Below are 14824 nucleotides of genomic sequence, written 5' to 3' on the forward strand. Positions count from 1 at the left end.
CGGCGGGGGTTTTGAGATAGCGGCGGTTGCATTGTTCTGCGTTTAGGTTCTGATTCTCTTGCGGTTAGCTGATCGACCCTTTTGTGTGGGATGGTCAAACTTGGCTTGGCCCTCACCCCCGGCCCCTCTCCCAGGGGGAGAGGGGAGAATGGGTGGGTTTTTGCAGAGTAGCTTGCGCCGCAGCGGAGATGGCTGGTTTTTTCCGGTGCGCGGTGATCAGATTTCGCGGGACATGCCGTCTTCTTTGTAGACCACGGTGTACAAATCGCGGCGGCGGTCGTTCCAGTTTTGGACGGTGCCTGATTCGCGGTGGCGGCGTAATTGTTCCAAATCGAGGTCGTGAATAATGACGGTTTCGACGTTGGGGTTACATTCCGCGGCGACGGCGTCGCGGGCGAACTCGATATCAGCCGGCGTATAAATGCCCGACTGTGCGTAATGGATGTCGGCGTTTTCGACGGAGGGGAGATTGCCCGTACAACCGGCGATCGCTACGTAGATGTGGTTTTCCACACACCGGGCCAGTGCGCAGTGTCGAATTCGCAAATAGCCGTGCCGCGAGTCGGTGTTGAATGGGACGAACACCATCCGTGCCCCTTTGGCGGTGGCGATACGAGTCAACTCGGGGAATTCGATGTCGTAACAGACTTGAATCGCGATGCGGCCGCAATCGGTGTCGAAGACTTCGACCTTGTCGCCGGGACTGACGCCCCACCATTTCCGTTCGCTGGGGGTGATGTGAATCTTGTACTGCTTGCCGATCGAGCCGTCGCGGCGAAAGAGATACGAGATGTTGTACAGCGTGTCGTCTTCGACGACGAAATGCGATCCGCCGATCACATTCACGTTGTATTTGACCGCCATTTCGGTGAACAGCTCGAGGTATTGCGGCGTGAATTCCGAAAGTTGCCGCGCCGCCAATCCGGGGCGTTGCGGTTTGACGCAGGAAAGCAATTGCGTCGTAAATAGCTCGGGAAAGAGTACGAAGTCAGAGCGGTAGTCAGAGGCGGTGTCGAGAAAGAACTCGACTTGTTGCGCGAATGCCTCGAAGTTATCGATTTTGCGCATCTGGTACTGCACAGCGCAAATCCGCACCGGTTCGGTGGGATGGTTATATCGCCGCTTGGGCGCCGGACGGTAGTCCAGATTCCGCCATTCCAGAAACGTCGCATAGCCACGGGATTCGGTGTCAGAGGGGAAATAGTCGGCGATCAATCCCTGGACGGTAAATCCGTTGGCGAGCTGCGCTGTGAGCACAGAATCGTGCAGCGATTTGTCGGCGACGGCGTCGATGTATTCGCGAGCGGTCATTTCATCAGCATGTTCCCCGTAGCCGGGAATGCGGCCGGCGATGACAATCCGTTCGAGATTGCGTTCACGGCAGATTTCTTTGCGGGCGTCGTAGAGTCGCCGCGAGAGTTTCATGCCGCGGTACTCGGGATCGACCATGATCTCGATGCCGTAGAGCGTGTCGCCACGAGGATTGTGGTTGCGGATGAAGCCATTGTCCGCAACGGCCTGCCAGTTGTGCCATTCCATGGCCGGGTCGTATTCGAGGATCAAACAACTCGCGGAGGCGGCCACTTTTCCATCGCATTCGACACAGAATTGCCCTTCGGGAAAAAGCTGCAGTTGGCTTTCAATCTGTTCGCGGCCCCACGGTTTCATGCCGGGAAAACACTGCAGTTGCATGTCGACGAGAGCATCAAAATCGTCGATCGTCATATTGCGAATTTGGAGATTCCATTCGTATTCTGTCAGATTGATTTCGTCCGTCATGAGTGGTTACTTTCGAAGAACCCGTTTCAAAACATAGTTGCGCTAGTTCCGCAAACTTGCCAAATCAGTGTCAGCGGAACGCGTCAGAGGGACTTGAAACGACCTAAGGGAAAAGGTGCGCAATGCCGCGCGGTAAACGACTGCGAGCGCGTATCCTAGTTTGTCGATCGTGCGGCGGGAAGCAATATTGCGTTTGCCTGGGGAATTCGCCAGGCTCCCTGCGATGGACTTTCTTGCGTCACGACTGCGAAGCGTGGTCCACCTGGGTGAGGGGGCTAGTGATCATTTCCCACGGCTATCGCGCAGCCACGTTTGTCCGATACGGCGCTTCGCTACTGTCGCTGCCGTTGTTGCTGATAGAGGAGCGGAATGATGGCATGACAATTCCTGTGTCGGAATTAAGGGGCACAGAAGTGACCTATGCTCACATGTCTGCAACTTGGACTCACCCAAAAAAGCAGGCCTGGATCGAGTAATGTCGATCCAGGCCTGTCTTCGTTTTCGGTGATTACTTCTTCTTAACGGCTTGTTCGATTTGCTTGTTGAAGATGTATTCGAAGATCTGCAACTGTTGGCGATTGACTTGCACTTCCGGCCCATCTTCGGGAAGCGGCCAAGGAATCGACAATGCTTCGGCGGCCTCCATGACCAACTGCATGGCGGATTCTTCTTCAAGAGCATTGAAATTGAAAGTCACACGGCCGTCGCGGCCAATCACGACAAACCCGGAATCATAGCCGGCAAGATACGTTAAAGCTGTCGCTCCGGCATATGGTTCCAGAGCTTCGTCGATGCCGGCCAAGGATTTCCAACCGCGAGCCTTTTGGAAATCACGAACACGCTGCATATCAGACCCGGCTTCGAAGATTTCTAAAATGACAACTCCCTGTGGTCCAAATTTGGACTGGAGTTTCTTCATGGCTGTAATGGCTTCTTGGTTTTCCTCAACCTCTTTGAGATCCTCCATTGGCTGGGAGAAAATAAGAACAACCACTTTGCCTTTGAAGTTGTCGAGGTTTCTTGACTTGCCATCGATCCATGAGGCAATTTTCAGCGGCGGCGCGACTTGAGAAGGCTGAATGGGCTGAGGCGCCGGGGGCAATGGCTGAGAATCGCCGGCGCGGTAGGTCCGTTCATCGACCGCATTGATATAGAGAGCGCCCTTGGGAAACGCGAGTGCTAGAGCGGCCGGTTCGATCGCTTTTTTCGGTTCAAATTTTGTGGCTTCCCAGGCAGTGACGCGTCCCGTCACCAGCGGTGGGCGAGGCGCGTCTTTGGCCAAGGTGCCGGCAGCGAATTCCTCCCGCTGTTTTTGAGCAATTTTTGCGTCGGGAATGAGATCGCGGCGTCTTATCTTTGCCGGATAGAAGCCATTGGCGACCTTTTTGACGGCCAGGATTTGCAAGTCGCGATGAAACGGGGTGACGACTTTATCGGCCGTGCTGACGTAACTCCATTCCATGCGTAGCGGCAGAGCGCCTTGCCGGGGGTCGATCCAGACACGCGCCCGCTCCCCTTTTTCAACGACTTCATCCATGACATACATAACGCGGCCTTTGACCTCAGTCCGCTTGACGACTTTAAAACGACTCGGATCAGCGGTCATCAACAGATCCCATTCATGCCAATCTCTTTTGTGGGTCCACTCCTCTTTAACAATACCCATCGGAGGGAGCGAAATGGAGATGCAGTCGTTGAGGACATTCGCCACACGGCCCTGGCCGGGGGCGTTTCCGCCGAACCAACACCGCAGCGGTGGGTCGTTGTCTTTTGACCACGATGCCAACACGATCGAGTTATACAGCTCCGATAATTTCTCCGGAGGAGTCACTGCGCCGGGAAACAATGTGTCATCGGATGCGGATGGATTGTTTGACCGGCGGAGGTGAAGTGATTGGCCATCGGTCCAGACATACGGCCGCTGAATCACCCACCCTTTGAGGCGTTTTTTGACCAACTCGTCGGACAGGCCCTGTGTCAGAGATTGAATTTCCGCGTCTAAATACCGCATGGTCTCTTTGAATTGCGCTTCATCCAGCGCTTTCCCGTTGACCACAATAGATCCCGGATTTGCCTTGGTGAAGTCTTGTTTCTCCTTGAGACGCTGCCGTTCGGTTTCAATCGCGGCTTCCGTATCGGTGATTGTCATGCGGTATTCAACACCCAGCGGCATGAACTTGGTGAAATTCTTGTGATAGGCGGCTTGGATGGCTTTGACCGAAGGTAACTTCGCGGTTCTGCGCGATGCAGCTGCTCGCTTGCGGGGCGCAGCCGGGCGTTTGCCGGTCGAGGCGGGCCGTTTGCCGGTCGTCGCGGGCCGTTTGCGCGTAGCGGTTGTCGGTTTGCCTTGAGGGGCTGTTGCCGGCTTGCGCTGAGGAGCGGTTTGTTTTTTAGCAGCGGGCGGATCCGCGGCGCGGGCGTTGAATCCCCCCACCACAACGGTGAAACCGCAAAGAACGGCAAACAGGGCGCTGAGCGAACGGCCGTAAGGGCGCAATTTCCCGACGGGCATTGAGTTCTCCTCCATGAGAAGTTGCAAGCATTTTTTTGAGGTGCGGCGGCATCTACGGCGCAACTGCCGCGGGCCCGATCCACAATGGAACGGGTCTTTTAACGGATATGAGACAGGTTGGCTAGCCGAGATCGTTGCTGGAATAACGGAAAGTTTTTCAGTCCCGTTTATCTCAAAATGTCGGCGAGTTGTTCGATGCTTCTTGCTTATCTTGGAACGACCTATCGGACTAATTGTTACCGGGATTGACGATGCGCAGTGAGTGGTTTTTAATGAATTTACGGTCGTGCACGTGGAATTGAAATTTCTCGTCCAGAAAGAAAACTGATGGGAGCGCCTCGCCAAAAACAGTGGACCTGGATTGTTTTCGGAGTATTCCTGACAAGCTGTCTGCCACTGACAATCAGGGCTGATGAGGGTGCGATTCAAAAAGAGACGGTCGCCAAGAGCACGTCTGGCGAAACGGTGAAAATGCCGGTGAACTACAATCGGGCGATGCTAGTCGTCGTTTCGGAACAGGGCGTCGCGGGGGTGCGTTTTCTTGATGCCTTTGAGCGGGGCAACAAAACCGGCAATGGAGTTGTGGGCGTCTCGTACGAATGGCGTTTTCTGGGGCGAGAAGCCGATGCGAAAGAGCAAACCGGAAGAGGTCGCGTGTTTGCCAAACTGAAAGACAGCGAGGTGCAAAAAGGGACATTCGATGTGCAATGTGGGCCGATGAGTCTGACGTGGTCCTATCGCCAACAAAAGTCGGGGGTCGTGGCATTCGACCCCCGCAACATGTCGGTTCACTCCCTTGCCGACAACTACTTCACCAAGAGAAAGGGCGACCCGCTCCACAAACCGGTCGACCTTCGCCGCTTTCTACAGGCCGAGGCAAACTCCAACGGATCGCAAATGGGAGCGCCGGTCTACTACCAAGATTGCGCCGTCGTCGTAAAGCACCCGTCAGGATTGGCAATTTTTGAATTTGGTGAACCTTTCGAACACGAAACGGACAAGGAATTCCCGCACTACGGGATTCCGTTTCACGGCAGGTTTTTGTCGCCCGGAAAACCGACCCGCGAACACAACGGTGAAGTCTATGAAGAGCGATTCCTACGAGGCGGATTCATCAAGTCCCAATTGAATCTTGAAGTCGGACCGCTGCAGATGGAGTGGTCGCAAGGGGATAATTCATTGGGTTGGGTTTACTACGCTCCCGAGCAAACCCCTGTTTGGATTGTTGAGAAAGGCTCCTTAGAGACATTAATTGCCGCCCTTTCCACGCCACACAAAAGCGAAGAAACCAAACCGGCGCCAATTTTGGAAAAGACCCCGTAACGACTGTTCCTGTCTGGGGTTGATGGGGACGATGAAGCGAGTTGGACTATCGTACAAATCTGAGAGGGGAGTTGCTGATGTTTCTACCTGGCCCGATGGAACTGCTGATCATCGCCGCGATTTTCTTGATGCTCATCGGCGTGCCGTTGCTCATCGCTGTGCTGGTGATTTATCTGGTCAAAAGCACGAAACCGCCGGGGGGCGACGATCGGCACGGCTAGCTCGCCCCCCGGCATAGCCGGGGGGCTAATGGAAACTGGGGCTAATGTCGGTGAACTACCACTCCTTGCCATCGGCGCGGGTGCCGCAGAGGGCGACTTCGATTCCCAGTTCGGCGGCCATTGAGGCTTTGGCGAGTAATGCTTTGTCGGCATCGGCGGCCGACTTGGCGTAGGCGACTTGGATGTGGTTCGATTTGTGACGGGCCATCATTTGATCGCGCGACGTTCCGTAGGTGACGGCGTGCATGATCGGCCATTGAGGGGTGGTTTCGTTCCAGCGTCGCTCGGTTTCTTTTTTGGATAGCTTCACCACGCCGCCGCGGCCGAGGTCCATTTTCAGGCGATCGTCTTCGACATAAATCCGCGACCAGATGATTTCACCCGGTTTGGAAATGCCTCGCAGCGTGCTGCCGCCGGCGGGGAAGTACATGGGGACTTGCCGCAGGCCGTCGGCCCCTTTCCATCCACCGATGAAATGCGCCGGCGGGGCGGCGCCGCTGATGAGCAGCACCCAGATGTAGTCATCCACTTTGCCCGTAGCATCGTGATCGCCCCAACGAATGTCGTGCAGCGTGTTTTCGACCGGTTGGCCCATCGCTTTGTGGACGCGATAGGTAATCAAGCTGTCCAGGCCGGCGCACTCGTCAACTTCGTTGAAGTGCGGGATCGCTTCGCCAGCGTACAGTTCGCGTTTGCCATCGCGACTGGTGACGGGCGGGCGGTCCTGGTTGTTGAGGGTCCCTTCGACCAAGTCGCTGGCCGGGAGCAGGTCTTTGAGTCCCTGTTGGTATTGAATCCCGATGCAGTCGCAGCCAAAGTCATCGGCAATCCGCACCGCAGCGATGTACATTTGGCATTGCTTGTGAATTTGATCATCGGTGAGATCGGTTTCGTGGGTGGGTCCGGTGTGGAAGGTCATGCCTTTGTCTTCCATCCACTTGCGGACTGCTTTGGCTTCGGCGTCTTTGACTTGCGTCGATTCATGGTACAGCGCCGACTGGCTGAGGCGTTCTTTGTAGAGGCCGGTCGGGTTGAGGAGATGGTCGGGAATGATCGCATTGAACATGCCCATGCAGCCTTCGTCGAAGACACCCATGATGGCTTTTTCGGATTGCATCTGGGCGGCCAGCGACTCGCCGAGTTTGCGTTCCTTGCCTGAGATTTTCACCCGCTTGAGCGGTTTGACATGTTTGGTCGCGTGCCTGCACGTGCCGTTCGTCAGCCATTTCTTGAGGCGAGTCGTGAAATATTTATCGGTGAAATCCTCGCTCCAGAGTGTGGAATACTCTACACCCGCTTTGGTGAGCGAGCCGTTAAGATTCAGCATGCCGACCAAACCGGGCCAGGTCCCCGACCAGTTGGCAACGGTCAGAATCGGGCCTTGATGCGTGGCCAACCCCGAAAGGACGTGATGCGAGTACTGCCAAACCGCTTCGGCCACGATCAACGGAGCGTGCGGATCGATGTTTTCAAAAACCTGCATGCCTTGTTTTTGCGAGCCGATGAAGCCGTGCTTTTCGGTTTCGTCATAAGGATGCGCGCGAACGATTTCATAACCGGCCGCTTCGACCGCTTGGGTCAGTGCAGCTTCCATTTGCTCTTGCGCTTCCCAGCAGTTTTGGTTTGCGGAAAGCCGCAAGTCGCCACTGGCGATCAATTGAACTTGGTTCTTTTTGAGTTTTGGTTTTTTGGTCGGTTTAGAAATTGTATAGGCGGCCATCGTCGGTGTGTCCTAATTTGTAGTTTGCAAATGTGATCAATAGCAAAAGGAATTCAAAAATGTGCCGTCATCGGCCCGCTTATGAAATCAGAGAGCCCCTATTCTCGGGTGCCACTGCTGGCTTGTCCAGCATTGTTGATGCAGGTCGTGCCGTTTGCACTGGCGGACGAGCCGCCAGTGGCACCCACTCCAATGGGGTATTAGAGGTTTTCGGCAACGAGCACATCGGCCAGTTTGCGGTAACGTTGATAGATGTTTTCATAGGCTGCTTGTGCATCCGCTTCTGGTTCGACAATTTTCGCCGCACGACTCGGATCATCCGCACGCGGACCGGCCATAGCGGCGATGGCGTCGGCGGTGGTGGCAAAGTGTTTTCGATCGGTGTCGGCGGCCAAGACGCCGAGAATCGCCGCCCCGAGTGCGGGGCCTTGTTTTGAGGGATGCACTGTGATCGGCAACCCCAGGACGTCGGCGTAGATTTGTACCAACAATGGATTGTGGTGCGGAAGTCCTCCGGTGGCAACGATGCAGGTGACCGGCACGCCGTTTTCTCGCAGCAGGTCAACGATCCAACGCACGCCAAAGGCGGAGCCTTCCATCAAGGCGCGGTACATGTGCCCTGCCCCGTGGTTCATGGTTAATCCGACGAACGCGCCGCGCAGTCCCCCATCCATCAGCGGCGTGCGGCAACCGTTGAACCAATCCATACAGAGCACGCCCTCAGCACCCGGCGGCATCGTTGCGGCCTGAGCGGTGAGTTGATCAAAGTTGTCGTGGCCGGTCGTGCGCCGCAGCCAATCGAAGGCGTCTCCCACAGCGGCCTGTCCGGTTTCGTAACCGAAAAAGCCAGGAAGGATTCCCCCTTCGACGATCCCCGCAACGCCGGGGACGTTTTGTTCAGCATCGGCATTGAGCATGTGGCAACTGCTGGTTCCCATGACCATCACCAACGTGCCTGCTCCAGCAGCGCCGGCGCCGGGGACACCGGCGTGTGCATCGATCGTGGCGGCGCTGACGGGGATTCCGGCGGGGAGTCCGAATTTCTCTGCGATCGATGCACAGAGGGTGCCGGCCGCTTCGCCCGGCGCGAGGAATTGTCCTGGCATTTTCTCGGCGACAACGTTTTCTAGTTTAGGATGCAATGCGGCAAAGAATTCACGGGAGGGGAAACCATCGTGGCTATGCCACATGCCCTTATAACCCGCTTGGCAGGTGGAACGAGGCAGTTTGTCGGCGGGACTATCAACCAGTTGCCAGACATACCAGTCCCCTGCTTCGAGCCAGACTTCGGTCGCTTCGTAAACGGCGGGCGCCTCTTCGAGGGTTTCGAGCATTTTGGGAAAGAACCACTCCAGGCCGATGATGCCGCCGTAGCGAGCTAGCCAAGGTTCGTTGCGGGCGCGGGCCAGTTCGTTGATTTTCTCGGTTTGCGTTTTCGCGCCGTGATGTTTCCACAGTTTGGGCCAAGCAAATTTTTCAGCAGCCCACTGCGGCACGAGACACAGCGGCGTGCCGTCGCTCAGCGCGGGGAGCATGGTGCAACTGGTGAAATCGACACCGATGCCGATGATTTCGTCGCCGGTCAACCCAGCTGCGGCCACAGCATCGCGAACTGCTTGAGCGGAGGCTTCGATCCAGTCGCTGGGATGCTGAAAGGCAAAATCGGCGGGGAGTTTTTCATCCGTGCCGGGCAAGGTCTCGGTAATTTGTCCGTGCTCATAAGGCACGACAGCCGAGGCGAGTTCGTTGCCGTTCAGATCGGTCAACAAGGCCCGGACCGATTCGGTACCAAAGTCGAGTCCGAGTGCAACATGTGCCGGTTGATTCATGGGGTGGCTCCGCTGAGATTTGTCGATCATTGACGAGAGGTGTTATAAAATAAAGTCTCGCGCAGAGACGCTGAGGCGCAGAGAAAAAAGTTGGTGGAAAAACGGGGTTCCGAAAAGTTGCCAGGATAGCGTAAAACGGCGGTGACTGCGAATGGTGGCGGGGGAATTTTGTGGAGGTTGGGAGGTTGTCTCCGCAGTCTTGGCTGAAGTTGGTACACTGCGGGGGCGTGAACCGGTGGGCCGTCGGATGCGTTACGGTATTAGCGGCCCGAACGGGCTGTTTTCGAGTTATTTTTGGGTTGGAGCAATCGCCTCGCAAGGACGTTTGTTGTGGGATATTTTTTCAGATACTTGTTTAAACTACCGCCGGCAAGGGCGGCCGTTCGATTTCTGTTGGGCGTGATCGCAATCCCGACATTTCGGCTATTTTTGCGCAAGGTCGTGCGTCTACAGGATTTGGACGCTGAACTTGAAAAAGATTTAGAGCAATGGTTTCGTGCCTCGCTGGTTCTGTTGGCCGTGACAGCCAACATGGAACATTTGATGTTTGACTGGATCACGGGTGAGCATACAAGGATTGACCTGGATTGGTTGGTGCTTGGCGGACGGATTTTGATCGCGGTCGGTGTGATTGAAACGATGCCGGATCAGGAGTTGTTTGCAATTATTTATCCTGGTCCGCCGCACCTGAAGTTTCGTCGCGGGCAAATCCTGAGCACAGTGAAAGAACATTGGCGGCCCTACATCAGAGGTTTGATTTGCCAACACATCAATCGCTCATCGCCGGTCTTTGCGATTATGTCGGCAATTTTTTCTGGCCCCGCGGGTTGGGTGTTTTACGTACTTGCGATTATTCAATATTTGATTATTGGACTGGTCACATCCCGCGACCATGCAATGAGCGTGCTCAGTGAGTTTGACAAACAGGTCACGAACCGACGGCGGGAGTTGATTGAAGAGTTTCACCTGGACGAGTCAGACACGCAGGTTGCACCGCCCGAAGAACAAACGACCGCGGAAGAGGCCCCGCCCCCCGATGGCACCGCTTCCGACAAAACGGCACAACAACCGGCGCCTGAACCGACGCGAGATTCGTCGCCATAGCCGGTTGGAAGCAATCGGGAGATGTTTGGCCAACGGCCAAATGACATCATAGCCTAGGGCATTCGCCCTAGGTATTTGCGTTGGCAACAATTTTGTCATTGGCCAACGGCCAATTTCACGCTTTCGGCACGTGCGCAACGCATATGAATTTGGCCTTCAGCCAAAAATCATTGTTGCCATAATAATACCAGGGGCGTTGCCCCTGGCTAAGGTGGGGATTGGCCGTTGGCCAATCTTGTGTGGGGCGCTCGTGGTGTGCTCGTGGGGTGCTCGTGGGGTGCGGTTGGGGCGGTGCTGGTTGATCACGTCCTTTTTGGTGGGCGCTGCTGCGGGATGCTATGGTCGACTTGCTTGCTTCTCTTATTGGCAACGTGGGAATTGCGGCTTCTTGCGGGCTTCGCCCGCCCCGATAGCAGAGCTATCGCGGCCACCCTGTGGATGGTTCTGGCCGGTTTACTCGTAGTAATACCCCAGGCTGCGGGTCATGCCGCGCATTGTGTCGGCGGTCTCTTCGAGTTCTAGGTCGTTGGCTTGGTAGAGGACCAGGGCGGAGAATAGGTCGGTTTGGAAGGTGCGGACCCATGCGCTGTTGTAGACCTCCATCGCCCGGAATTCGAGGTCCCAGGCGACGGCATTCTCGTCGCAGATGTTGTCGTCACCTTCGTAGATGTCGAGGTCGTCGTATTCCTGCCGGAAGGCGTCGAGGGCGGCTTCGGCGATTTTTTCAGGATCGGGCCGGTCGAAAAATACGGTCAACAGCCAAAACGAGGTTTCCGGACTTTGCACCGTGATCGCGACTTCCTGGGCGTCTTGTTGTTCGGTGATTTCCCAATCGTCGGGATATTCAAAACTAACACCGTGTGACTGATAGGTCTCGACCATGAGGGAATTCTCCACGAAAGCACGACTGCAAATGTCAATTCTGGGGGGCAATTCCCAAACGTTAGACGGGACGGCGGCGGAAATCAATACTCGACGTTCGTGAGATCCGTGGCGGGTGGATGAGGCAGGCAGTGCACCGCTTCGGCAGCCGCATCGAGTAACTGGACAGCTTCGAGCGCGGGTGCCTGAAGTGCGGCAGCGGTTTCATCGTCGAGTCGTTGTGGCGTCCCGCCTTGAAAGACGTTGGTCACAGCACCGGGACTGGTCCGCAACACACCGCCCAGATACCGACCGGCCATCACGAACAGCCGCACATCCCAAAAGTTGCCGTCGCGAAGTTGCGGGATGATCCGCTCGGACAGCAGATGATTCCCAAAAAACGACTGTGGCGGATCGTGCGGATCGGCGACTTGTACGCCATGCCCACCAAAACCAACGCGAGGTTTGATCACATACCCGCGTTCAAATAGATTGGGATGTGCACTGAGGATCGCGGCTGCCTCACTGGGAGTTTCCACCGCAAAACTGCGCGGGACACGAAAGCTGGTTGCCGACTTCAGCGCGGTATAACAGTCGAGTTTGTCGCGGACAGCGACCCAGGCGGCGTTGGGATTGATCACGCGGACGCCGCTGCGCTCATACGACCACGGTAGGTCGTACCACCAGCGGAAAATGCTCCCGGGTCGTACACGATTCCCTTTGCGGGTCAGTAACTCATGGGAATCTTGCTGGTTGTCCTCCACGTGGCAAATGACCAGCTCTCGGTCGAGGTGCAAACGCAGGTGCCCGGCAATCCAACAGGCGTCTTCGTCGGCGTCGGGCAAGGGATCGTTCCGCCGCCACATCAGGCAGGTGGGGCCGTCGGCTGCGTTTAAGACCTCGGCGGTATGTCGAAACGGCATATCGTTTTTGTAGAGCAACAGGTATTCCCACAGCATGTGCGAACAACGATTGGCCTCCAATAAGACCGGTGTGCCGTCGGCATCGAACATGAAGTCCAACCCGGCCCACTGGTAATGCTGCACTGGGACGGAAGCGAAATTAGGCATCGGCGTACACCGTCGGATCGTCAATACCTGCCGCCATGAATGCCTGCTGCCGGCTGCCACATTTGATGCAGCGTCCGCAATGCTGATTGTCCCGAGGATCGACACAGGAGAAACTGTGCGCCAGCGTGTCGCGATCGGTTTCGCGGATGACGTCGGTCTTGGTCATTTGGATATAGGGGGTGAGAATTTCAATCGGACGACCTGCTTCGAGGCTGAGCAGTTCCTGCGCGCTGTCAAAGTATGCGCGGCTACCATCGCGAAAGGAGTTGTCGGCGGTGGTGCCGAGCGCGCATTGAAAGTCCGGCAAATGTGCGACTTTAGGGAGTGCAAAACTCAAAAGCATGAGATTGCGTAGAGGGATTTCCAAATCGTGGCTTCTAGCTCCCGCACGGGGGATGTTGTTTCCGGTGACGGCCCAATGATTGTCGAGCCAACCGGCGAGGGGAATCTGAAATTGAATGAGCGGGTCCAAGTTGTCTGATGCGTGTGCCTGGCATAATTGTTGAACGAAGAGCGTCTCGACGTCATCCCAAATCAAGCCGCAATGCACGTGCACGGGAACAACGCGTCGCTGCTGGCTGAGAAATCGGCTGACCAACGACGTGCTTTCGACACCGCCGCCAAGCAGTACAACGATCGGACATTCCAGGGTGTTTGACATCGCGGGTGTGGGGTGGTGTGCGCAATGGTGTGGGGTGAAACCGGTGTGGACGCGGCGGGATGTTATTTGCCTTCGGCGGCCCAACGTTTCATTTGTTGGATGTTGTCCTGCAATTCTTGAAGATCTTCGATCGATCCGCGGCGCCGCCGAGTATCGAGGTACAGCTCCATGTCGCTGTCGTACATGGCTTCGGATTCGGGATTCCGGCCGTGGTCGTTGGTGCGGACAATCCAATCGTCGAGGCGGTTTCGCATGTCGGCCAATGGCGTGGCGAATTTGGCGTCGCCGGCAAGATTGTGAATTTCGTGCGGATCATTTTCGAGATCGTACAATTCTTCCGGCGGTCGGGTGGGAGCGAACAGTTGTTTTTGGATGTCGTTCAACTCACCAGCAGCAAAGGCGCGCCGCAGATCGATGAGGATTGATTTGTGGTCTTTATAGGCGCACGGCTGGAGGTGCGGTCGTTGTGGCAAATAATTGCGGATGTATTTGAAACGATCCGTCCGCACGCATCGCAGATGTTCGACCGTTTCGTCGCAGCGATCACGGGCGGCAAAGATCGCTTCACGGGGTTGATAGTCCTCGGCAAGTACATCCTGCGCCTGCATGGTTTCGGGGAGCGGAATTCCCGCTGCTGCAAGGGATATGGCCGCCATGTCGATGTGTTCGATCAAGTCCTCCCGAATGGTTCCCGCTGCGATCCCCGGGCCGCGGAGGATGAACGGAACGTGAATTCCTTCTTCGTACAAAAACTGTTTGCCGCGGGCGTGGCTGATGCCGTGGTCGGTCATGAACAGCACGAGTGTTTGGTCAAGGACGCCTTCCTCCTTGAGCCGCGCGATGATCTCCCCGACAACGCGGTCCGTTTCGAGGACGGAATCCAAATAGGCGGCCCAATCTTCGCGCTGCACCGGTGTGTCGGGGTAATAGGGAGGAAGTTTTACGTCAGCAGGGTCCGTTTTGCTTCCAAACTTTTGCTTTGCCTTTTGAGCAAATTTTTGCGCCGACTGCCGCGTACCGCCGCGGAGTTTTCCACCGGGGAGTTGGATCTGAGCAAAGAAGGGCTGCCCCGGTTTGCGGTTGGCCCAATCGGAACCGTCGTACATCGATCGATCCCACTCGAAATTGTAGTCGGTTTTGCCGAGTCGATTGGGACGGATCGGCCATCCGCTGATGGTCGTGTAATAGCCGGCGCGTTGGAACAACAGCGGAATCGGTTCGACGCCGGGCGGGAGGTGAATTTTTTCTTCGCCACGTCCACTGCGATGATGGTGCGCTCCAATCGCTGTTTGGTACATGCCGGTGATAAAGGCCGAACGACACGTGGAACAGACCGGAGCAGTCACAAATGCGCGGTTAAACTGCACGCCCTCCCGGGCGAGTTGATCAACATGTGGTGTTTCGATCAACGTTTCTCCGTAACAGGAAAAGTTGGCCGACATGTCGTCGACAACGATCCAGAGAATATTGGGCCGCGCGGGGGCAGGATCGGCGGCCTTCGTCATGGAGGGGGATGCGAAGACGAGGGTAGCGAGGAATAGTAAGACTGATGTCCAGCGAATGGTGTTTGCGTTGTTCATGCTGGTGGGCGCCTGATGGTGGTGTGAAAACCCTCACCCCGGCCCTCTCCCAGAGGGAGAGGGGGTCGCCGAGTGGTGGGTGGTGAGATTTAGGTTGGTGGTTACGATTTTTAGGCTGGCCGTTGGTTTACAGTATAAACGTGGATTGATTTGATCAATAGCGT

Annotated in this window: 11 protein-coding genes; 3 read left to right on the top strand and 8 right to left on the bottom strand. The window is 56.1% G+C overall.

Translation table 11 applies throughout. The features are described from left to right. Positions 1–216: 216 nt before the first annotated feature. On the bottom strand, positions 217–1779 hold the full coding sequence (locus Mal52_RS27185) for a bifunctional GNAT family N-acetyltransferase/carbon-nitrogen hydrolase family protein (protein ID WP_145379933.1): 1563 nt from the start codon (positions 1777–1779) through the stop codon (positions 217–219). Between the two features lie 508 nt (positions 1780–2287). Next, positions 2288–4291 (bottom strand): peroxiredoxin family protein, encoded by a 2004-nt coding sequence (locus Mal52_RS27190; RefSeq protein WP_145379934.1) that lies wholly within the window; start codon positions 4289–4291, stop codon positions 2288–2290. Positions 4292–4618: 327 nt separating this feature from the next. On the opposite strand from Mal52_RS27190, the gene Mal52_RS27195 reads away from it, so the two are divergent. Then, positions 4619–5614 carry a hypothetical protein gene (locus tag Mal52_RS27195; RefSeq protein ID WP_145379935.1) on the top strand — a complete coding sequence of 332 codons (996 nt, stop codon included), beginning with the start codon at positions 4619–4621 and terminating at the stop codon, positions 5612–5614. Between the two features lie 77 nt (positions 5615–5691). Next, the gene (locus tag Mal52_RS27200; RefSeq protein WP_145379936.1) at positions 5692–5835 is read left to right on the top strand and encodes a twin-arginine translocase TatA/TatE family subunit; all 144 of its coding nucleotides are present in this window, start codon (positions 5692–5694) and stop codon (positions 5833–5835) included. A 55-nt stretch (positions 5836–5890) separates the two neighbouring features. Here Mal52_RS27200 and Mal52_RS27205 read toward each other — a convergent pair whose 3' ends face one another. Further along, complete coding sequence (locus Mal52_RS27205) at positions 5891–7555, bottom strand: fucose isomerase (protein WP_145379937.1); 1665 nt, start codon at positions 7553–7555, stop codon at positions 5891–5893. A 200-nt stretch (positions 7556–7755) separates the two neighbouring features. After that, positions 7756–9384 (bottom strand): ribulokinase, encoded by a 1629-nt coding sequence (locus Mal52_RS27210; RefSeq protein ID WP_145379938.1) that lies wholly within the window; start codon positions 9382–9384, stop codon positions 7756–7758. A gap of 330 nt (positions 9385–9714) precedes the next feature. Here Mal52_RS27210 and Mal52_RS27215 point away from each other — a divergent pair, with 330 nt between their 5' ends. Continuing rightward, positions 9715–10488, top strand: a complete 774-nt coding sequence (locus tag Mal52_RS27215) for a DNA topoisomerase I (RefSeq protein ID WP_145379939.1) — start codon at positions 9715–9717, stop codon at positions 10486–10488. A gap of 453 nt (positions 10489–10941) precedes the next feature. On the opposite strand, the gene Mal52_RS27220 is transcribed toward Mal52_RS27215, so the two are convergent. From Mal52_RS27220 to Mal52_RS27235, 4 genes are all read right to left on the bottom strand, one after another. Beyond that, on the bottom strand, positions 10942–11370 hold the full coding sequence (locus tag Mal52_RS27220; protein ID WP_145379940.1) for a hypothetical protein: 429 nt from the start codon (positions 11368–11370) through the stop codon (positions 10942–10944). 83 nt (positions 11371–11453) lie between these two features. Further along, complete coding sequence (locus Mal52_RS27225; protein ID WP_145379941.1) at positions 11454–12419, bottom strand: ATP-grasp domain-containing protein; 966 nt, start codon at positions 12417–12419, stop codon at positions 11454–11456. Beyond that, positions 12412–13080, bottom strand: a complete 669-nt coding sequence (locus tag Mal52_RS27230) for a 7-cyano-7-deazaguanine synthase (RefSeq protein WP_145379942.1) — start codon at positions 13078–13080, stop codon at positions 12412–12414. The genes Mal52_RS27225 and Mal52_RS27230 overlap by 8 nt, the downstream gene beginning before the upstream one ends. Positions 13081–13142: 62 nt before the next feature. Next, positions 13143–14660 carry a sulfatase family protein gene (locus Mal52_RS27235; RefSeq protein ID WP_231962459.1) on the bottom strand — a complete coding sequence of 506 codons (1518 nt, stop codon included), beginning with the start codon at positions 14658–14660 and terminating at the stop codon, positions 13143–13145. Between the last annotated feature and the right edge of the window lie 164 nt (positions 14661–14824).

Origin of the sequence: Symmachiella dynata (assembly GCF_007747995.1) — a bacterium.
Taxonomy (GTDB): domain Bacteria; phylum Planctomycetota; class Planctomycetia; order Planctomycetales; family Planctomycetaceae; genus Symmachiella; species Symmachiella dynata.